Source organism: Parabacteroides sp. AM58-2XD, assembly GCF_003463685.1.
Lineage (GTDB): Bacteria > Bacteroidota > Bacteroidia > Bacteroidales > Tannerellaceae > Parabacteroides > Parabacteroides segnis.
In genome coordinates, this window is the sequence record NZ_QSDP01000030.1 from 24,075 (window position 1) to 44,191 (window position 20,117).

The 20,117-nt window shown below is 46.2% G+C and carries 16 protein-coding genes and 1 riboswitch; of the genes, 4 read left to right on the top strand and 12 right to left on the bottom strand.

The window, feature by feature from the left end; all coding sequences use genetic code 11:
- Nucleotides 1–9 precede the first annotated feature (9 nt).
- The 8 genes from atpA to atpD are packed head-to-tail and all read right to left on the bottom strand — an operon-like array spanning nt 10 to nt 6,218.
- Nucleotides 10–1,599: a F0F1 ATP synthase subunit alpha gene (gene atpA, locus DXA15_RS09420; RefSeq protein WP_128133876.1), complete on the bottom strand. Its 1,590-nt coding sequence runs from the start codon at nt 1,597–1,599 to the stop codon at nt 10–12.
- A 13-nt stretch (nt 1,600–1,612) separates the two neighbouring features.
- Nucleotides 1,613–2,155, bottom strand: a complete 543-nt coding sequence (locus DXA15_RS09425) for a F0F1 ATP synthase subunit delta (RefSeq protein ID WP_128133877.1) — start codon at nt 2,153–2,155, stop codon at nt 1,613–1,615.
- A 3-nt stretch (nt 2,156–2,158) separates the two neighbouring features.
- Complete coding sequence (gene atpF, locus DXA15_RS09430; RefSeq protein ID WP_007655658.1) at nt 2,159–2,659, bottom strand: F0F1 ATP synthase subunit B; 501 nt, start codon at nt 2,657–2,659, stop codon at nt 2,159–2,161.
- A 13-nt stretch (nt 2,660–2,672) separates the two neighbouring features.
- On the bottom strand, nt 2,673–2,927 hold the full coding sequence (atpE, locus tag DXA15_RS09435) for an ATP synthase F0 subunit C (RefSeq protein ID WP_007655657.1): 255 nt from the start codon (nt 2,925–2,927) through the stop codon (nt 2,673–2,675).
- A 50-nt stretch (nt 2,928–2,977) separates the two neighbouring features.
- Entirely contained in the window at nt 2,978–4,036 is a 1,059-nt protein-coding gene (gene atpB, locus DXA15_RS09440; RefSeq protein ID WP_128133878.1) for a F0F1 ATP synthase subunit A, read from the bottom strand.
- Nucleotides 4,017–4,445: a hypothetical protein gene (locus DXA15_RS09445; RefSeq protein ID WP_128133879.1), complete on the bottom strand. Its 429-nt coding sequence runs from the start codon at nt 4,443–4,445 to the stop codon at nt 4,017–4,019. Before DXA15_RS09445 ends, atpB begins: the two co-directional genes overlap by 20 nt.
- A 12-nt stretch (nt 4,446–4,457) precedes the next feature.
- Nucleotides 4,458–4,694 carry a F0F1 ATP synthase subunit epsilon gene (locus DXA15_RS09450; protein ID WP_122328009.1) on the bottom strand — a complete coding sequence of 79 codons (237 nt, stop codon included), beginning with the start codon at nt 4,692–4,694 and terminating at the stop codon, nt 4,458–4,460.
- A gap of 6 nt (nt 4,695–4,700) precedes the next feature.
- Nucleotides 4,701–6,218 (bottom strand): F0F1 ATP synthase subunit beta, encoded by a 1,518-nt coding sequence (gene atpD / locus DXA15_RS09455; protein ID WP_007655645.1) that lies wholly within the window; start codon nt 6,216–6,218, stop codon nt 4,701–4,703.
- Between the two features lie 319 nt (nt 6,219–6,537).
- A riboswitch (cobalamin riboswitch) is annotated at nt 6,538–6,744 on the top strand.
- A 32-nt stretch (nt 6,745–6,776) separates the two neighbouring features.
- Between atpD and DXA15_RS27935 the strand changes: the two genes are divergently transcribed.
- From DXA15_RS27935 to DXA15_RS09470, 4 genes are all read left to right on the top strand, one after another.
- Nucleotides 6,777–7,112 carry a TonB-dependent receptor gene (locus DXA15_RS27935; protein ID WP_369683054.1) on the top strand — a complete coding sequence of 112 codons (336 nt, stop codon included), beginning with the start codon at nt 6,777–6,779 and terminating at the stop codon, nt 7,110–7,112.
- A 140-nt stretch (nt 7,113–7,252) separates the two neighbouring features.
- Nucleotides 7,253–8,776 carry a TonB-dependent receptor gene (locus tag DXA15_RS09460; protein ID WP_369683055.1) on the top strand — a complete coding sequence of 508 codons (1,524 nt, stop codon included), beginning with the start codon at nt 7,253–7,255 and terminating at the stop codon, nt 8,774–8,776.
- A 16-nt stretch (nt 8,777–8,792) separates the two neighbouring features.
- A complete protein-coding gene (locus DXA15_RS09465; protein ID WP_128133880.1) occupies nt 8,793–9,890 on the top strand; it encodes a YncE family protein in 1,098 nt (365 codons plus the stop codon).
- 41 nt (nt 9,891–9,931) lie between these two features.
- On the top strand, nt 9,932–11,014 hold the full coding sequence (locus tag DXA15_RS09470; protein WP_233567076.1) for an ABC transporter substrate-binding protein: 1,083 nt from the start codon (nt 9,932–9,934) through the stop codon (nt 11,012–11,014).
- Between the two features lie 328 nt (nt 11,015–11,342).
- Here DXA15_RS09470 and DXA15_RS09475 read toward each other — a convergent pair whose 3' ends face one another.
- The 4 genes from DXA15_RS09475 to DXA15_RS09490 form a co-directional block, all read right to left on the bottom strand.
- Complete coding sequence (locus DXA15_RS09475) at nt 11,343–12,719, bottom strand: NAD(P)/FAD-dependent oxidoreductase (RefSeq protein ID WP_128133882.1); 1,377 nt, start codon at nt 12,717–12,719, stop codon at nt 11,343–11,345.
- 203 nt (nt 12,720–12,922) lie between these two features.
- Entirely contained in the window at nt 12,923–14,992 is a 2,070-nt protein-coding gene (locus DXA15_RS09480) for a transcriptional regulator (RefSeq protein WP_128133883.1), read from the bottom strand.
- 86 nt (nt 14,993–15,078) lie between these two features.
- On the bottom strand, nt 15,079–18,297 hold the full coding sequence (gene carB / locus DXA15_RS09485) for a carbamoyl-phosphate synthase (glutamine-hydrolyzing) large subunit (protein WP_128133884.1): 3,219 nt from the start codon (nt 18,295–18,297) through the stop codon (nt 15,079–15,081).
- A gap of 288 nt (nt 18,298–18,585) precedes the next feature.
- The gene (locus tag DXA15_RS09490; RefSeq protein WP_233567059.1) at nt 18,586–20,091 is read right to left on the bottom strand and encodes an O-antigen ligase family protein; all 1,506 of its coding nucleotides are present in this window, start codon (nt 20,089–20,091) and stop codon (nt 18,586–18,588) included.
- Nucleotides 20,092–20,117 lie beyond the last annotated feature (26 nt).

Below are 20,117 nucleotides of genomic sequence, written 5' to 3' on the forward strand. Positions count from 1 at the left end.
TTTCTGTTATCAACCTGCTTTATATGCCCCGCTGACCTGGTGGGCTGTTTCTTCCAGGATACGGCTGACTTCATCATTTATCACACCCGATTTTAATATATCGAGTACGTCTTTCTGATGATTGGTGATCAGAGTCTGTAAGAACGCATTTTCAAAATCGTGTACCTTATCCAGCGGAACCTCTTTCAGTAAACCTTTGGTGCCGCAATACAGGATAGCGATCTGCTGTTCTACAGGCATCGGGTTATACTGGGGTTGTATCAATAGTTGTGTATTTTTCTGTCCTTTGTCGATGGTGAAGGCGGTTACCGCATCCATATCGCCGCCGAATTTCGTGAACGATTCCAGTTCGCGGAACTGTGCCTGGTCGATTTTCAGCGTACCGGCCACCTTCTTCATCGCTTTCAACTGTGCGTTACCACCCACCCGGGATACGGAAATACCCACGTTGATAGCTGGACGGTTTCCCTGGTTGAACAGGTCTGTTTCCAGAAATATCTGTCCGTCGGTGATGGAAATTACGTTGGTCGGGATATAAGCCGACACGTCACCCGCCTGCGTCTCGATAATCGGCAGGGCAGTGAGCGAACCGCCACCTTTTACCTTATCTTTCATGCTGTCGGGCAGGTCGTTCATCTGGCTGGCTACTTCCTGTTGGTTGATGATTTTCGCTGCACGTTCCAACAGGCGTGAATGCAGGTAGAAAATATCACCCGGATACGCCTCGCGGCCCGAAGGACGGCGAAGGATCAGGGATACCTCGCGATAAGCGACTGCCTGTTTCGACAAGTCATCATAGACAACTAACGCATGACGTCCGCTGTCGCGGAAATATTCACCGATGGCAGCTCCGGCAAAAGGAGCGAAATATTGCATGGCAGCCGGGTCGGAAGCAGTGGCACTGACTACGATCGTGTAATCCATCGCCCCTTTTTCCTGTAAGGTGTTTACCAGAGAAGCGACTGTAGAACCTTTCTGTCCGATCGCCACATAGATACAGTAAACCGGATTGCCGGCTTCATAATTACTGCGTTGATTGATGATCGTGTCGATGGCGATCGAGGTTTTACCAGTCTGACGGTCACCGATAATCAATTCACGTTGCCCGCGTCCGATAGGGATCATGGCATCCACCGCTTTGATACCTGTCTGTAACGGTTCGTTTACCGGTTGGCGGAAAATGACACCCGGAGCTTTTCGTTCCAGCGGCATCTGGCATTTCTTTCCGACAATCTCGCCTTTGCCGTCGATCGGGTTGCCCAGCGGGTCGATTACACGACCGATCATGTTCTCGCTTACGTTGATGGAAGCGATGCGACGTGTACGTTTCACCGTGTCGCCCTCTTTTACCTGGTCGGTCGGCCCGAGCAATACGGCACCTACGTTATCTTCTTCCAGGTTCATCACAATGGCTTCCATTCCGTTGTCGAATTGCAACAATTCGTTGGCTTCGGCATTGTCCAGCCCGTAGATACGTGCTACACCGTCACTGACCTGAAGCACAGTGCCCACCTCTTCCAGATGGATCGTGGTGTTGATACCTTCCAGTTGTTCGCGTAAAATGGCGGAAACTTCACTTACTTTTATCTGGTCTGTCATACGTTTTTCTTTTTTAATTTTTTTCGATTAGCTGATTTCTGATTTCCCGCAGTTGCTGGGCGTAGCTGGCATCTATCCGGGTATTACCGATACGGAGCACGAAGCCACCGATCAGTTCCGGCTTGATCACTCCCATGAATTCGATGGTGTTGCCGGTCTCTTCCTTCAGCCGTTTCTTTAAATGTTCCTGTGTCGCTTCATCTACCGGAGCCGGTGTCTTGAACAACACACGGGTGATCTTCTTGTCTTTCCGGTACATATGGATATAAATATATGCCATTAGCGGTAACAAGCTCTCTCTCTTGTGCTGAAGTACCAGGCGGATAAAACGGGTGAACAACTCGCATACTTCCAGGCCGGCGGCGGTAGTCAGCAACTTTACTTTCTCCTCCAGGGGAAAGATAGGGTTGTCGAGCACCGCTTTCAGTCCCGGCTCTTGCTCGAAACTGATGGTCAGCATCTTCATGTCATCATATACCCGGTCCTCCTGCCGCTTGTCTTTTGCCAACGAAAAGAGTGCTTTGACATACCGGGAAGAGATTGTACCTACGTCCATATCTTATGATTTACTAAACGAAACATTGTCGAGCAGCCCGTTGATGATCTTTTCCTGTTCATCGGTGCGGCTGATTTTCTCTTTCATCACTTTCTCTGCAATGGCGACTGACAGGTCGGCGATTTCGGTGCGGACTTCGCGGATGGCTTTGTCCTTTTCTTCACCTATCCGGCGTGTCGCTTCCTCCAGTTGCAGATGTGCCTCAGCGGATGCCTTTTGCCGGGCTGCGCTGATAATCTGTTCTTTTTCGGCCAGGGCTTGTTTCAGAATCTCATTCTGCTGCTCTCTTGCCTGGGCAAGAATCTTTTCGCTTTCGGCCTGGATGCCGGCAAGTTGTTCGTTTGCCTGGCGGGCCGATTCGAGGGAATGATCGATGTATTCTTTCCGTTGTTCCACGGCTTTGATGATTACCGGGAAACCATATTTGGAAAGAATAACAAAGACGATTCCGAAAGAAAGGATCATCCAGAATAAAAGCCCTGCGTCTGGTGTGAGCAATGACATAGTTTACTTTTATTTATTGGAACAATCCTAAGAAACATACTACGATCGCAAACAGGGCAACACCTTCTACCAATGCACCCATGATAAGCATGGACGTACGGATGTCACCGGCTGCCGACGGTTGGCGGCTGATACCTTCGACGGCACCTTTACCGATCAATCCGATACCTATACCTGCACCGATAGCAGCTAATCCTGCTCCTACTGTTGCTCCAAGTTTAGCGATGCCTGCACCGGCTGCTGCTTGTAATAAAATTGCTGATAACATAACTCTCAATCTTTAAAATTAGTAATCTTATTATTAATAAATATGTTTGTTCATTCCCGTACTTTGGCCAATCCGATATAGTTGGCCGACAACAGGGTGAATATATAGGCCTGAAGGCATGCCACCAACAGTTCGAGGCAGTTCATAAACACGGTGAACAATACGGATACGATTGTCATCGTACCGTTTATGGCTGTTCCCATCGAGGCGGTGATGAATATCAGGCAAGTCAACGCCAGAATGATTGTATGTCCGGCCATGATATTGGCAAACAGACGGATCATCAGGGCGAACGGCTTGGTGAGTATGCCGAAAAATTCCACGAAGGGCATGATCGGCAACGGTAACTTCAGGAAGATAGGGGCGTTGGGCCAGAATATCTCCTTCCAGTATTCCTTGGTAGCAAACAGGTTCACTGCCAGGAACGTACATAAAGCGAGCACGGCGGTAATTGTGATATTACCGGTGATATTGGCTCCTCCCGGGAAAATCGGAATAATACCGATCAGGTTGTTTATCAGGATGAAGAAAAAGACCGTCAGCAGATAAGAAGAGAAAGGCTTATATTCTTTGCCGATTCCTTCCTTCACTACGCCGTCATGTATGAACATGACCGCCATCTCCATCAATCCGGTAAATCCTCCGGGGGCTTCATACGGATGCTTTTTATACCAGCGGGCGGTACGCAGCACGATGAAAAGCAGTAAACCGCAACTGAGAAGCAGGCCACATACGTTTTTCGTAAGCGACAAGTCCCAGGGTTTTACTTCTTCGCCTCTGCTGTTTTTCTCTACCACCTTTCCGGCATGTTTCCCCTCATTGGCGATGTAATAGTTATGATGCACATTACCATGATGCAGGTGTGAGGAGAGGAACAAGTCCCATCCGCGTTCTTCGCTTTTCAGCAAGACGGGCAGTGGTATGGAAATCTCTTTCCCGTTCCACTCCGTGATGTGCCAGGTATAGGCATCCTTGATGTGTGAGAATACGATATCCTGCACATCTACCTCACCTTGTTTCGCATCTGTGGAGGCGCTTACCGGAAAGCTGATGCAAACCAGTAACAAGAAAGTAAACCAAAACAGGCCGTTATTTTTTATTCTGTTCATCTTTTTCTTTTTTCTCACTAATCATTCTCTTTTTCTCAAACAGATACAATGTATATGTTTCCAGTACAAGATAAATGAAATAGAACAACATCATCGTGAAGCCGAAGGCTTTCAGGTTCTGTCCGACCAAAGCGGCATAAAGCCACAGGAAAACCAGTGCGAGCGTGAATTTGCAAAGGCGGACTACCATATAAGTAACAACCGTGACGTCTCCGTGTTTCCGTTTGACATGATCCAGAAAATAGATCATTAACATACTGCTTAACCAGTAAAACATCGGTATCGATGGATACCACTCATAATAATGCGAAGGCCAGATGGTGTATAACAAGCCTCCCAGGGAGACGCCGATAACTACATTAATAAAGGTAGTCAAGCCCATTAGCTTCATTCTTAATCTACCGCTCATGATCGTATTTTTTTATTCGATGCATACGGACAGGATATCGCCTTTTATCTCGACGAATCCGCTCTGTATTTTTATTTCTTGTTCTTTCTTTTCATTTGTCTGGTACCGGATAACGCCTTCTTCCAGGGCAGCGATCATCGGAGCGTGATGGGGCAGGACGTCGAACGAACCTGCCGTACCCGGAAAGGATACATAATTTGTCTCTCCTTTGAATAAAACGCCACTAGGGGATATGATTTCCAGTTCCATACGTTTTTAATTTGCTTGTTCTGCCAGTTTCTTTCCTTTTTCAATCACATCTTCAATCGTTCCTACATTCAGGAAGGCCTGTTCAGGGATATCGTCGGTTTCACCGTCCATGATCATATTGAATCCGCGGATGGTGTCTTCGATAGAGACCATTACGCCCGGTACGCCGGTGAATTGTTCCGCCACGGCGAAAGGCTGCGACAGGAAACGTTGTACACGGCGGGCGCGGTTAACTGTCTGGCGGTCCTCGTCCGAAAGTTCCTCCATACCCAGGATGGAGATAATATCCTGCAACTCCTTGTTACGCTGGAGTATCTGTTTCACACGCTGTGCCGTTTCGTAATGTTCCTTGCCTACGACCAGCGGGTCGAGGATACGGGATGTCGATTCCAGCGGGTCGACTGCCGGATAGATACCCAGTTCGGTAATCTTACGGCTCAGCACGGTGGTAGCATCCAGGTGCGTAAAGGTCGTTGCCGGTGCCGGGTCGGTCAAGTCGTCTGCCGGTACGTAAACAGCCTGTACGGAGGTAATGGAACCTTTTTTCGTAGAGGTGATACGTTCCTGCATGGCTCCCATTTCGGTAGCCAGTGTCGGCTGATAACCTACTGCCGACGGCATACGTCCCAACAGGGCGGATACTTCGGAACCGGCCTGCGTGAAGCGGAAGATATTATCTATAAAGAACAGTATATCGCGAGTCTCGCCTTCTGGAGCCAGGTCGCGGAACGATTCGGCGATGGTCAGTCCCGAGAGGGCGACTGACGAACGTGCTCCCGGCGGTTCGTTCATCTGTCCGAACACCAGTGTCGCCTGCGATTTAGCCAGTTCTTCGTGATCTATCTTCGACAGGTCCCAGTGACCGGCTTCCATACTTTCCTTAAATTCTTTACCGTAACGGATTACATTCGACTGTATCATTTCGCGCAGCAGGTCGTTACCTTCACGGGTACGTTCACCCACGCCGGCGAAAACAGAAAAACCGTTATTCTTTTTGGCAATGTTATTGATCAGTTCCATGATAAGAACCGTCTTTCCGACTCCGGCGCCACCGAACAACCCGATTTTACCTCCTTTGGAATAGGGTTCCAGCAGGTCGATCACCTTGATACCGGTGTAGAGCACCTCTTTGCTGGTTGTCAGATCTTCAAACTTCGGCGGTTCACGATGGATAGGGAGAGCTCCTTTTTTATCCAGCATTTTCATCCCGTCGATCGGATCGCCTGTCACGTTCATCAAACGCCCCTTTACCTGATCGCCAACCGGCATGGTAATGGGCGAACCGCATGATACGGCTTCCATTCCTCGTTGCAGTCCGTCTGTCGTATCCATAGCGACTGTACGGACTGTGTTTTCCCCAATGTGCTGCTGAACTTCCACGATCAGTATTTTCCCATTAGGACGGGTTATCTCCATGGCGTCATGAATGCGGGGTAGCACTATTTTCTCTTCTTTTTCATTATCGAAGTGAATATCCACGACTGGACCGATAACCTGCGAAACATAACCTTTTGTTTCTCCCATACAATTCTTTTTAAACCTCGTCAATATATTTTTTCAACCGTGCAATATTACGAAAACAACCTGTCGGAAACCCGAACATATTACTTTTTTGGCTTTTTTGCATTTAGTTAAACTTTAAACTAATTTTGTAGTCATTCCGAAATGAACCAATTGTTTTGCGATATGGAACAATTTGAGGAAAAATTACGCTGTTTTTTGAAGAATAAGGGTTGGCATTTTGTGTGCGGAATGGTTTGGGGGATGGTGGTATGATCTGTTAAATTATATTACCAGAAGTAGTATTTTAAATTATCAGGTATAGTAATTGATATTATTTGTACTTTTGCCACCGGATTATGGTGTAACGGTCTGGCTTCCGCCGGCCGTTAGTAATAGGGAATCCGGTGCAAATCCGGAACTGTACCCGTAGCTGTAAGTTCTGTAACCCCGGCAAATCTTGTTGCCACTGAGGATTTTAGGATCCTTGGGAAGGCGGCCGATCATGGGAGAACAAGTCAGAAAACCTGCCATTATTCTATTATATAATGCCTCGGGTAAGGTGTTGATGGAACTTGATATATGCGTACATTATTTATTATAGTATTTATATGCCTGGCAGGCATATTTCTGTGCGTGCCTGTCCTGCACGCACAGCAGATCGATACGACTGTTTATCACCAGCTGAAAGGTGTTGAGGTCGTGGAAAAGGCGCGTCCTTCCACAACCCGCGAGGCTACACCTTTACAAGTGATGGACCGTTCGGGTATCGAACGGCTTGGGATACAGGATTTATCGGAGGCTGTCAAACGTTTCTCCGGCGCTACCGTGAAAGATTACGGTGGGATAGGAGGGCTGAAGACGGTTTCAGTCCGTAGCCTGGGAGCACAACATACCGGGGTCAGTTACGATGCGTAGCCGTAAGTGATTGTCAAAGTGGACAAGTAGACATAAGTCGCTTCTCTTTAGAAAATTTGGACCAAATAGAGTTGTCGATTATCCAGAATGATGATATTTTTCGTACTGCCAGAATGTTTGCATCTTCCAGTTCTTTGGTTATGAAGACACGTAAGCCGGAATTTGAAGGGAAAGATATATTTCACATTGCTGCCAAGATTAAAACCGGCTCATTCGGGTTGTTTAATCCTTATTTGAGATATGAACAGAAGTTAGGGAAACGTTGGAGTGCAGTTATTGATGGGGATTGGCAACGTGCAGACGGGCAATATGAGTTTACATTAGTGAATGGAAACATAGTGACCCGCGAGAAAAGGAAAAACACAGATGTTAATATAGGGCGCGTAGAGTTAAACCTGTACGGAGGTTTGGGAAGATACGGAGATTTATCTCTTAAAGCATATTATTTCGATTCGGAACGTGGTTTACCGGGATCTGTCAATCTTTATAACGATTATACTGGCGAGCGCTTATGGGACCGTAACTTCTTTGCACAAGGACATTATGAAAACAAATTAAATGATCGTTTTTCTCTGCAAAGTAGCCTTCGGTATAACTGGTATTATAACCGGTATGAAGATGTGAATAATAAGTATGAAGGAAGAATACAGGTAAGTTCTTATTATCAGCGAGAAACGTATTTAACAGGATCTCTTTTATATGTTCCCATACAAAATATCTCTTTCTCTTTGGCTCAGGATATTTATTGGAATGACCTGAATAATAATTTCAAGGACTGCCAGTTTCCTTCGCGGCTTTCTTCGTTAACTGCCTTATCTGCAAAATACGAAGATCGCCGTTTAACTAGTATATTGTCTTTGTTGGCTACTTATATTGATGAACGCGTTGAGTTAGGGGAGAAACCGGCAAATAGAAAACATCTGTCACCGACAGCAAGTCTTTCGTGGAGGGTATTGCCTGATGCGAATTTGCGGGTACGCTTTTCCTATAAAGATGCTTTTCGGTTACCAACATTTAATGATCTTTATTATTCTCGGATAGGTAATACCAATCTGAAGCCGGAAAAAGCTCGTCAATATAATTTAGGTGTTACCTGGCGTGACCGTTTCTGGCTTTTCAATTCTTTTAGTATAACGACTGATGCCTATTATAATCGAGTAAAAGATAAGATTGTTGCTATTCCTACAATGTTTATTTGGAAGATGATGAATCTGGGAGAAGTGGACATTAAAGGTTTGGATGTGAATGTGCATGCAGGGATTACTTTAAAAGATACTTATGAGTTGTTGTTAGACGGCTCGTATTCTTTCCAGAAAGCGATTGATATAACGAATGAAAAAGACAAGAGCTACAAAGATCAGATACCCTATACCCCAAGGCATTCCGGCTCGTATTCGGCGAGTTTCCTAAACCCATGGGTAAATATCAGTTATTCGTTAACGGCTTCGGGTGTTAGGTATATGAATCGTCAGAATATCAAAGAAAATGAGATTGAGTCTTATGTAGAACAGAATGTTTCACTGAATCGTAATTTTCGTTTGAAACGTTGTATTTTGCGTTTACAGGCTGATATTCTGAATATTGCAGATAAACAATATGATATTGTGAGATATTATCCAATGCCGGGTCGATCGTTCAGATGTGCAGTTTCCATTACATATTAATTATATATAATTTAAAATGAAAAAGTTTTATTGGTTTGCTTCAATGCTGACAATAGTATTGGGCGTTACGTTTACAAGTTGTGATGATGATGATTCAATACCGGAACCGGAAATTCCAGCCGTTCCGACTGAAACATCTAAGGTGTATATCCTGAATGGTGGCATGGATGGTCAGAATAATGCAACCCTGTCTATGCTCGACATGGAAAGTGGAGAAATGACTGCTGATATCTTTGCAGATGTAAATGGGCGTGCTTTGGGTAATATGGGACAGAGTATGCTCTTATACGGCTCTAAATTGTATATTTCTGTTTATCGCTCAAGTACACTGGAGGTTCTTGATGCAGCAACATCTAAGGTAATAACAACCTTAAAACCTGTTGATAGCGAAGGTGCCCCCCGTGCTCCTCGTATGATGGCTTCACATGAAGGTAAGGTATACATGACTACTTTTGATGGTTTTGTAGCAAAGATTGACACTGCTTCATTGGCGATTGAAGGATATACAGCTGTTGGTCCAAACCCTGATGGTATTGCTATCGCAAATGGAAAAATTTACACAGCTGATACTGATGGGATGAACTGGCCGTCAACTTCGGATAAATTGTCTGTGGTGGATATTGCATCCTTCAAAAAGATTGGTGATGTTACCGTCGGCTTGAATCCGAATCATGTATTCTCTGATTCGGAAGGAGATATTTATGCTGTTTGTTATGGCGATTACAAGGTCGGTGCTGATATGCTGTATCGTGTTGATACGAAAGATGATAAAGCTGAGGCTGTTGACGGAGTGAATGTAACAAAAATGTATGTGAAGAACGATACGGCTTATTGCTATGTGGCTAACTACTACAACCCGGATGGTAAAGCTGCTTTTACTTTTGATTTGAAGACCGACAAAGTAATTAATCCGACTTTCATTAAAGACTTTTCTGTATTTACTTCAGATCCTTCTGCCATTGGCGTTGATCCGGTGAGCGGAGATGTTTATTATGGAATATCAAGTTATTTCCAGAATGATGATATCTTTATTTTTGACAAAGAAGGTACATTGAAAAAGACAGTAGAAGTCGGTATGTCGCCTTCTACATTTGCATTTGTTACGAATCAATAATAGATGAAGTTATATTTTCATATTTTATTGTATTCTGTTTTCTGTTATCAGGATGTAACGGAAAACAGAATACTGTTATTAAAGAAGTTGTATCTTCCGACTCCATCCGCTATGCCCGTGGTTTCACCATACAGCACTTCACTGATTATACATCGGTAGAAGTCCGCGACCCTTGGGATAGTACCCGTATCCTGCAACGTTATCTGTTGGTGGACCGCAGTACGTCAATGCCCGGTGATTTGCCTAAGGGGACGGTTGTGCGGACACCGGTGAAGAATATCGTGGTTTATACCTCCGTTCATGCGGCTATTATCGACCAGCTGAATGAAGCGGATAAGGTGATCGGCGTATGTGAACCCCGGTATATGGATACGCCTTCCATTCAGGAAGGTTTGCGTGCCGGAAAGATTGCCGACCTGGGAGAGGCGACGGCGCCGAATATCGAAAAGATTATAGATATAGGGGCAGAGATCATTATAGCTTCTCCTTTTCAGAATGCAGGATACGGACCTGCCGAGAAACTGGGTATTCCTATCATTGAGGCCGCCGATTACATGGAGTCGTTGCCGTTGGGGCGGACTGAATGGATACGTTTCTATGGCTTGTTATTCGGTAAGGAAGCAATGGCAGATTCAATCTTCCGGGAAACGGAAGACCGTTATCTGGAACTGAAAGAGCTGGCAAAGACAGTCACTAACCGTCCGACCGTCATTTCTGAAAAGAAATTCGGTTCTTCCTGGTATATGCCGGCAGGCGATAGCTATATTGCCCATCTGTATAAAGATGCCGGAGCAGATTATATCTTCAAAGACCTTCCCGGAGCGGGCAGTACCCCTTTGGCTTTTGAAACCGTACTCGACAAGGCGATCCATGCCGATATGTGGCTGATCAAATATAATCAGGCAAACGACATGACCTACAAAGACCTTCGTACCGAGTATACGCCCTATGAAAACTTTGATGCCTTTAAGAACCGCCGGATTTATACCTGTAATACGGGAATAGTACCCTATTATGAGGAATTTCCGATACATCCCGATTACCTCCTGAAAGACCTTGTATGGGTATTCCATCCGGAGTTATTGCCAGGTTATACGCCTCGGTATTATCGGAAGATGGAGTAATCCTACTAATTATTAAGACTAACCTATGGACTAACTAATTCAAAGGTTACGACTTAGTGTTTTCAGGGTGTACACCGTAGTTGATTATGGTGTACAGGATAGCTAGCCAGGGTGTACAGGGTGATAGACTACCCTGTACACCCTGGTAGTAGTGAGTAAGGACTTTCGTTCTAGTGAGTAAGGAGTTTCGACTTAATAAGTGGTAGTCTTCCTTTTAGTCGGAGGGAGGGGAGTGAATAGTAAAACAAAATCCCCGGCATCAGGAGTCTGACCCGGGGATTTTCTGTAGTTTGGCATTTGAATTATAGGGAGTTGTTATTTTGGTCCGTTATGCGTAACCGTTCAGCATTCCGTAGAAATACATCGGTTTCAACATGTAAACTTTCAGTAACCAGGCCGCCCATTGTTCCTTCGATGTGTCCAGCATGCTGAACGGGAACGAGTGAAGCGGCTTTTTATCATAGTCGAACTCGCACAATAGTACGTGTCCATAGTCTGTTACGATCGGGCAGGCAGCATATCCGTTGTATTTTTCAACAGGTTCTTTGCCTTCCATCAACGAGATCAGGTTTTTGGCAGCGATCGGTACCTGCATGCGTACTGCCGCAGATGTTTTACTGGTTGGTATCCCGGCAACATCTCCCAGGGAGACGATGTTCGGATAAGTTTTGTGAACCAGTGTCGCTTTATCAACCATCACCCAGGCATCGGCAGCCAGCTTGCCTTCCGTCCATCCCAGACCAGCTTCGCGAACGAAATCGGGAGCCGACATAGGCGGAGTGAAATGAAGGAAATCGTAATCTTCCACGAATGGAGTATATACTTTCTCTTCTCCGACTGTTTCAACCTTTTCAAAATGTACCTGTTTGGCTGCCGTATCGACACCTTTCACGCGAACGTTGAGATTGATGGGAATATTACGTTCCTTGTAAATCTCCAGCAGGCGGGGCGTGTAAAACGGAATATCGTACAGCTCTTTCGCTGCCGTGAAGTAATCCAGTTTCAAATTGTCCCGTGTGCCTTGTTTGCGGCTGTAATCTTCTGTCAGCAAACAAATCTTTTTCGGTGCTCCGCCACATTTATGCTTTGTGTATGTATCTGTGTAGATACCACGACCGCCTGTCTTTGCGAATTCCTGAAGCGCTTTCCAGGTTTTTTGTGCACCTTCGTAATCATATATACAGTGAGCATTTCCTGCTCCTAATGTATCGTGTGTAATCCCTTCCACCTTTTCCCAGTTAATCTGTATGCCTGGTGTCAGGACCAAAAAGTCGTAAGCGACTTTTCCATTGTTGTTCGTTGTTACCAGGTTCATGACCGGGTCAACGGCGGCAACAGAATCTTTAATCCATTTTACGCCATCGGGAATGCAGTCTTCCTGCTTCTTCCATACTTCGTCCGGTTTATAAACACCGGAGGCAATCAATGTAAAGCCGGGTTGGTAGAACTGTCGGTCGCTGGGGTCTATCAATGTAATGTCCGGACTATCCAACCAGTGCATCAAACGTGCAGCCATACTAATTCCGGCAGCACCTCCACCGATTATCAGGATTTTTCCTTTTGCATTACTAGAGAATGCGTGAGCTTTTTGTGTACCTACAGCAGTTATAACTCCTGCTGCCGTTAATATTTTGAGGAAATGGCGGCGACTGATACCCTGCCTTTCCAACTCTTCCAGTTGTTCTTCCAGATCGTGCTTCATCATGTCTATAGAAATTAAGATTCAATTGCACTGGCAAAGGAAGCACATTTGGAAACATAACGATTAAAAAGTACTACTACACTACTTGCGCAAATGTTTTGTGTGAGAGGAAATACTACATCAAGACTTTCTCATACCTACTACATCGGTATGTAATTGATTGTATAATAATGGTTTGGCGAAATACTGATTCTAGAAAATACTTTTTAGAAATTCATGAGGAAATCAATGAGATTCGTGTCGCTGTCGAGTGACAGACGCTTCCTTAACCGGTACCGTCGTAATTCTATCGCACGGACTGATACGTTTAACAGTGATGCGATTTCTTTGGTGGAAAGATTCATGCGGAGCAGGCAACAGATACGTAAGTCGCCGGTGGTAATGTCGGAGTATTGTTGGCGTAACCGGTCAATGAAATTCTGATGGGCACTGTTGAAATGCGTCTCAAACAACAGCCAGTCCGCTTGGTCGTTCAACGATTCTTCCATCAGGTTTTTCATCCGGGTATACAGTTTGTTCGGATACCGGTCGCCTAATGTCTCTTTCTGCTGCTCCAGTTCGTCAAGCAGTTTCTGTACCGCCTGGTTCCTTTTAACCAGGGCGGAGGTCTGTAAGGTCAGTTCGTTATTCTTGTTTTGCAGCTCGGCTTCCAGCATCCGGCTTTTCATCTGCTGGATTTTCTGTTCTTCCGCCTGCCTTTTTGCATCCAGCTTGCTTTTTTCTTCCCGTTGCAGGTTTTTCAGATGGTAGCTGAGTGTGTATTTGCCTATTACGGCGATAGCGATGATATAGATCAGCCATGCCCATATCGTGTTGTACCAGGCCGGGCGGACGGTGATCGGAATGGCGATTTCAAGGTACGGCCCTTTTACTACATATTTGCGGATCTTGAGTACATATTTGCCTTCCGGAAGTTGCAGGAAAGAGATCTCCCCGCCTTTTTGCCAGGGCGACCAGTTTGAAGAAACACCTTCTATCATATAACTGATCTGATGGTTCGGGGTAAAGATCGTACTTCCTACATAAACGGAAAGTTCCTGGAAATTATGGGGGAGGGTGATCTTTTCCGAATTGACCGGCAGGTTGTGTACGCCATGTTTGTCGATATACTTTATTTCGGATATTTGCAGGGGCGTGGCAGGGCCGAGGCTTCCCTCTATCAGGTCGCGTATATTGACCAGCAAGGCTCCCTGCATGGCCGAGATCAGGTGAAGCGTGTCATTCAAAGGATATATCCTCCGGTCTCTGCTCACCATATTCATATTGTAGTTATTGAGCAGAATGCGGCATTTCAGTGTCCCTTTCCCGTTATCGTTATGGAACAGGCCGGCTTCGTTTTTGACACAAAGCCAATAGGTGTTATCGCCGATAGGATAGATCTGTTCTGCATGGGCAAACTCACCCAATGATTCGGTGTCGTAGAATACATTGCTGACACGGAGCGAGTCGTACACACTGTTCTGTGGCAGGAGGTGGAATGTCTCTTTCTTTATATCGACCGGTTCAAAATGATCTCCGGCGTCTAATGTCCTTTTGAAATATCCGATATTTGTCTGGATATATAATGTGTCGTTGAAGAGCGTAGCATTTTTCAGTTTTCCTATCTGGCTTCGTTTCCCCAGCAAAATGATCGAGGGGTCGAAAGTGATCTGTGAGATGCCATTGTCGAAAGCCAGCCATATCTGTTGCGCATCCTGGATGCAGATGGCGCGCACGATATTGTCGGGTAATGACTGGTCGTGGGTTGACAGGTGGCGCAGGATAGTCCCTTCCGGGCTTGTTATATATAATCCGTTGTTGGTGGTGCCGATGAAATACAGGTCGTTTATAGTTGTAAAGACAGAGGGTTGTGCATGCAGTATCTCGTCGGGCAGGATGAACGGGATAGAAGCGGGCGGTTCTTTAAACTTGACTTCTGCCGGTATCGTGGAGAGTTTATGGTAACGCATAACTCCTAAATGGTCGAGGGTCCATCCTCCGAAAGAACCTTCGCTGATGGTATAGATCGTGTCGTTGAGGAATGTAACGCCGTTTATAACCGATTTATCGGGTGTCTCATAATGCTTCCAGGTGTTTCCGTCAAATGTGAGCAGTCCGGAATTATTGGCTACATAGAGCACGCCGTCGGAGGCTACCGACAGTCCCCAGTTCTGACAACTGGCTTTATAATCATCTACCGAGAAGTTTTTTACGAATAAATTAGGGACGACTACCGATGCATGCGCGACCAGGAATGTCAGCATGAATGTCAGGAACAATAACGGCAGTCTGTACATGGGCATGATTTAAAATTAAACAGGTAGAGACAAGGTAATACCCTGTCTCTACGTATTATGGTTACAAATATAATAAAAATATTTGCTTATTTGTAATCTTGCCAGTCTTTGATCTGGATATCTTTTACATCCATCGTGCAGAATGCTTCGATAAATGCACTAGCCAGACGAGCGTTGGTGATCAATGGTATGTTATGGTCGATCGCAGCACGGCGGATCTTGTAACCGTTGGTCAGCTCGCGTTTGCTATGGTCTTTCGGGATGTTTACAACCAGTTCGAATACGTGGTTGCTGAACATATCCATGATATTCAGGTCGCCCTGTTCATCCGGCCAGCATACGGCAGTCGCTTCGATTCCATTCTCGTTCAGGAACTTGGCGGTTCCGGCAGTACCATAGATCTTGTATCCCTTTGTGCTCAGCAGGCGGCAGGGTTCCAGCAAATCTACTTTGCTCTTGGCTGCTCCCGAAGAAACCAGGATATTCTTTTTAGGAATGTTGTTACCAACAGCGATCATGGCAGACAGCAATGCTTCGTTGAAGTCGTCGCCGATACAACCTACTTCACCGGTCGAGCTCATATCCACACCCAGTACAGGGTCGGCTTTATGCAGACGGGCGAATGAGAACTGAGATGCTTTTACACCGATCCAGTCGATATCGAAAGCGCTCTTGTCCGGTTTTGTATAAGGAGCATCCAACATGATGCGTGTAGCCGTTTCGATGAAGTTGCGTTTCAGCACTTTGGATACGAACGGGAAGCTACGTGATGCACGCAGATTACATTCGATTACCTTCACGTCGTTGTTCTTAGCCAGGAACTGGATATTGAACGGACCGCTGATGTTTAGCTCTTTGGCGATCATCTTACTCACCTTCTTGATGCGGCGTGCTGTTTCGAAATAGATTTTCTGAGCCGGGAATACCAGTGTAGCGTCACCTGAGTGAACACCGGCAAACTCGATATGTTCGGATATTGCATATTCAACCACTTCGCCGTTCATGGCTACAGCGTCGAATTCAACTTCTTTCGCTCCTTGCAGGAATTCGGATACGACAACCGGATATTCTTTGGATACCTTGGCGGCCAGATCCAGGAATTCGATCATCTGTTCCTTGTTGTGGCAAACGTTCATCGCAGCCCCTGAAAGTACATATGACGGACGGATCAGGATCGGGAATCCTACCTTTTCGATAAATCCATCGATCTCTTCCATACTGGTCAACTCTGCCCAACGTGGCTGGTCGATGCCCAGTGTATCCAGCATCGCGGAGAATTTGTGACGGTTTTCAGCGCGGTCGATCGACAGCGGAGAAGTACCCAGCACCGGAACATTCTGGCGATACAGCTTCATTGCCAGGTTGTTCGGAATCTGACCTCCCACGGATACGATTACACCCTTCGGCATTTCCAGGTCCATCACATCGAGTACACGTTCGAAAGAAAGTTCGTCGAAGTACAGACGGTCGCACATATCGTAGTCGGTAGAAACCGTTTCCGGGTTATAGTTGATCATGATCGACTTGTAACCCAACTTACGGGCTGTCTGGGCTGCATTGACCGAACACCAGTCGAACTCTACGGAAGAACCGATACGGTAAGCACCTGAACCCAGGATAACTACGCTCTTGTCGTTCTTGTAGTAAGGAATATCATGTTCGCTGCCATCGTATGTCATGTACAGGTAGTTCGTCAGTTCCGGATGTTCGGAAGCGATCGTGTTGATACGTTTTACGCTTGGCAGAACGCCCATTTTCTTACGCAGGTTACGTACACGGATGTTTTCTTTTTCCATGTTTCCTTCCGGATTCTCAACGTAACGGGCGATCTGGAAGTCAGAGAAACCTAAGCGTTTAGCTTCCTTCATCACTTCTTCGGGCAGATCTTCGATCTTATTGTATTGAGACAATACTTTCGCATAGTCTACGATATTTTTCAAACCGTTCAGGAACCACGGAGTGATCTTTGACAGTTCGTGGATGCGCTCTACGGTATACCCTTCTTCCAGCGCTTTTGCTACGGCGAAGATACGCAGGTCGGTCGGGTTAGCCAAGGCGTCGTCCAGGTTGTCGAATTCCAGGTCGTTGTTTCCTACGAAACCGTGCATGCCCTGTCCGATCATACGCAGACCTTTCTGCATGATCTCTTCGAAGCTCTTACCGATCGACATGATTTCGCCGACAGACTTCATGCTTGAACCGATCAGGCGGCTTACGCCAACGAACTTAGTCAAGTCCCAACGCGGGATTTTAACGATCATATAATCTACTTCCGGAGCTTTGTATGCCGAGTTCGGAGTACCCATTTCACCGATTTCATCCAAACCATAACCCAATGCCAGTTTAGCGGCAACGAAAGCCAGAGGATAGCCGCTTGCTTTGGATGCCAGTGCGGAAGAACGGCTCAGACGAGCGTTCACTTCGATCACACGATAGTCGAAAGTATCCGAGTTGAATGCGTACTGGATGTTACATTCGCCTACGATACCCAGGTGGCGGATTGTCTTGGTAGACAGTTCTTTCAGCAGATCCAGTTCCTTGTCGGTCAGTGAGCAGGTTGGAGCAACCACAATACTTTCACCGGTATGTACACCCAGCGGGTCGACGTTTTCCATGCTTACAACCGTGAAGCAATGGTCGTTTTTATCGCGGATTACTTCGAATTCAATTTCTTTCCAGCCTTTCAACGATTCTTCCACCAGGATCTGTGAAGAATAAGCGAAAGCGCTTTCTGCCAGTGTACGCAGTTCTGCTTCATCCTTGCAGATACCACTACCCATACCGCCCAGTGCATAGGCAGAACGGATCATTACCGGGAAACCGATCTTGTAAGCAGCTTTCACTGCATCTTCCATCGTTTCAACGGCCTGGCTGATCGGAGTTTTTACGTCGATTTCATTCAGTTTCTTTACAAACAGGTCGCGGTCTTCTGTGTACATGATAGCTTCAACAGAAGTTCCCAGTACCTTTACGCCATATTTGGCAAGTGTGCCGCTGGTGTATAACTGAGTACCGCAGTTCAGGGCAGTCTGGCCACCAAAAGCCAGCAGGATTCCGTCCGGTTGTTCTTTTTTGATTACTTCTTCAACAAAATACGGAGTGATAGGCAGGAAGTACACCTTGTCTGCTACCCCTTCCGATGTTTGTATAGTTGCAATGTTCGGATTCAGCAAAACGGTACTGATACCTTCTTCTTTCAGTGCCTTCAATGCTTGTGAACCGGAATAGTCAAACTCTCCGGCCTGTCCGATCTTCAGGGCACCCGAGCCCAGAACAATCACCTTTTTGATTCCAATCTTCGACATAGTAATTGGGTTGTTTTGTTTATTAATATTTTATAGAATGTTATATCTCATCAAATCGCCACTTGCGGGACACAAAAAAAATGCGTTAGTAAAAATAACCAACGCATCTTATATAAAGAAATTATTATCCCGTAAATTAAAGAAATGAGCTTCGATATCCGGCGTTGAACCGGAAATAAACATCGGATTACATTTATGTATCTTATTCGTCATGAAACTCTTCCTTCCAAAATTTCGGCAAAGATAGGGGATATAATTTAATTGTGCAATAAAAATAGAGGGATTGTTCTATTTACTGTTTGCCATTTGTTGTAAAAGAAGTTGATAGACTTCCTCTTTCATCTGCCTGACGGGCCTGAAGCAGGTGTCCGGCTGTTTGGTCAACACGGAATGGGCGGCTAGCCTGAGCTTGTCCGGGTGGTAGTAGTTTGTTTCCGCATATAATTTTGTCAGCAGGTAATAGGTGTCTATCTGTTCCGGGAGAATGTAGAGGCATTGCAACAGATATTTCTCTGCCTGCCTGTAAAGTCCGAGTTGCTGATGGCTTTCCGCAAGGATATAATAGAACTCCGGATTGGCAGTCAGCCGGATGGCCCGGTAACTCCAGATGATGGCATTCGAATACTGTCCGGATTGTTGCAAGCACCGGGCGCCTTCCAGCAGGAACTCGGTCCGGTGGGAGAGGCGCGGGTACAGGCTCATATATCCTTGTGCGGCAACCTTCTGTTCCTCCTTTTCTACCAGGATCCGCAAAGTCTTCCATTCTTTGTACGGCTCGTAATAACTCCGCTGTCCGAAAAACAGGATACAGGCGACCAATGCAGCGAATGTTCCGATGTAAGGGAAACTTTTCACGGACGGTTTCTGTTGTTTTTCCGTCCGGGTGACACACATTGCCGAGAAGAAGATAAGCAGAACCCAGAATGACGGTAGTTGCAACGGATAGGAATACATGGAGAAGAAAAGTAACGAAAGGATACCTCCCGTTGCCCCGACCTGTTTGTTTTTCAGCCCGTAATAGAGGCAGAAAGCGATCCATAACGCGAAAAGAAGCAGTCCGGCGATACCGAATTCGAGTCCTATCTGCAAATAATCGTTGAAGGCGAAAGGGGGACAGGTCGCAGCCATCCGTTCCGTATCGGAGGCTTTCGTCGACGCGAGATAGTCGGCTTGTGTCTGGGCGAATGATACGGGGAAACCTCCCAGACCGGTGCCGGTGACAGGCTTGTTCAGTATGGCCTGGGTCGTTACGTTCCACATCAGCATCCGGTTGGCGGATTTCTCGGTACTGAAAACACTGCCCAATGTCGGAAGTCCGGAAATAACGATAAATAAGACAATACAGCTGACAATCACTGTCTTATTATGCTTTATAACCCTTTTCTTCAATAACTGCCACCCTGATTTCCGGAGATAGAAGACCCAGCAGCATGAGATTCCGGCTGCCAGCCACGCCGAATGGCTTTTCCCGCCGGGAAGCCCTATCAGGATGAGTATGATCGTGAATGCCGACAGGTAGAATAGCATCGTCCTTGTTTCCCACCAGGCGAGTTTGTCGCAATCGCGGAACCGTAAAGCCAGGTTCAGGCATACGGGAAGTACGATTGCCAGGTATCCTGAGAAAGGACCGGAGCTGAAAATAAGTCCGTCACCTTTGAGCAGCGGATGGTTTGTCGATGGTCCCCCGTACAGTTGCCCCATTCCCCAGGCCGCTTCAAAGATACCTGTACATATAATAATGGACAGGAAGAAAAGCCTGAGTTCCGGGTGGGCTTGCAGCGTGGCTCGCAGCATAAACCATAAGGTCGTAATTTGTCCGG

Excerpts from the sequence above, each read along its gene's own strand:
- atpA (WP_128133876.1), bottom strand. The coding sequence starts at position 1,599 with ATGACAGACCAGATAAAAGTAAGTGAAGTTTCCGCCATTTTACGCGAA.
- DXA15_RS09425 (WP_128133877.1), bottom strand. The coding sequence starts at position 2,155 with ATGGACGTAGGTACAATCTCTTCCCGGTATGTCAAAGCACTCTTTTCG.
- atpF (WP_007655658.1), bottom strand. The coding sequence starts at position 2,659 with ATGTCATTGCTCACACCAGACGCAGGGCTTTTATTCTGGATGATCCTT.
- atpE (WP_007655657.1), bottom strand. The coding sequence starts at position 2,927 with ATGTTATCAGCAATTTTATTACAAGCAGCAGCCGGTGCAGGCATCGCT.
- atpB (WP_128133878.1), bottom strand. The coding sequence starts at position 4,036 with ATGAACAGAATAAAAAATAACGGCCTGTTTTGGTTTACTTTCTTGTTA.
- DXA15_RS09445 (WP_128133879.1), bottom strand. The coding sequence starts at position 4,445 with ATGAGCGGTAGATTAAGAATGAAGCTAATGGGCTTGACTACCTTTATT.
- DXA15_RS09450 (WP_122328009.1), bottom strand. The coding sequence starts at position 4,694 with ATGGAACTGGAAATCATATCCCCTAGTGGCGTTTTATTCAAAGGAGAG.
- atpD (WP_007655645.1), bottom strand. The coding sequence starts at position 6,218 with ATGGGAGAAACAAAAGGTTATGTTTCGCAGGTTATCGGTCCAGTCGTG.
- DXA15_RS27935 (WP_369683054.1), top strand. The coding sequence starts at position 6,777 with ATGCGTACATTATTTATTATAGTATTTATATGCCTGGCAGGCATATTT.
- DXA15_RS09460 (WP_369683055.1), top strand. The coding sequence starts at position 7,253 with ATGAAGACACGTAAGCCGGAATTTGAAGGGAAAGATATATTTCACATT.
- DXA15_RS09465 (WP_128133880.1), top strand. The coding sequence starts at position 8,793 with ATGAAAAAGTTTTATTGGTTTGCTTCAATGCTGACAATAGTATTGGGC.
- DXA15_RS09475 (WP_128133882.1), bottom strand. The coding sequence starts at position 12,719 with ATGATGAAGCACGATCTGGAAGAACAACTGGAAGAGTTGGAAAGGCAG.
- DXA15_RS09480 (WP_128133883.1), bottom strand. The coding sequence starts at position 14,992 with ATGTACAGACTGCCGTTATTGTTCCTGACATTCATGCTGACATTCCTG.
- carB (WP_128133884.1), bottom strand. The coding sequence starts at position 18,297 with ATGTCGAAGATTGGAATCAAAAAGGTGATTGTTCTGGGCTCGGGTGCC.
- DXA15_RS09490 (WP_233567059.1), bottom strand. The coding sequence starts at position 20,091 with ATGCTGCGAGCCACGCTGCAAGCCCACCCGGAACTCAGGCTTTTCTTC.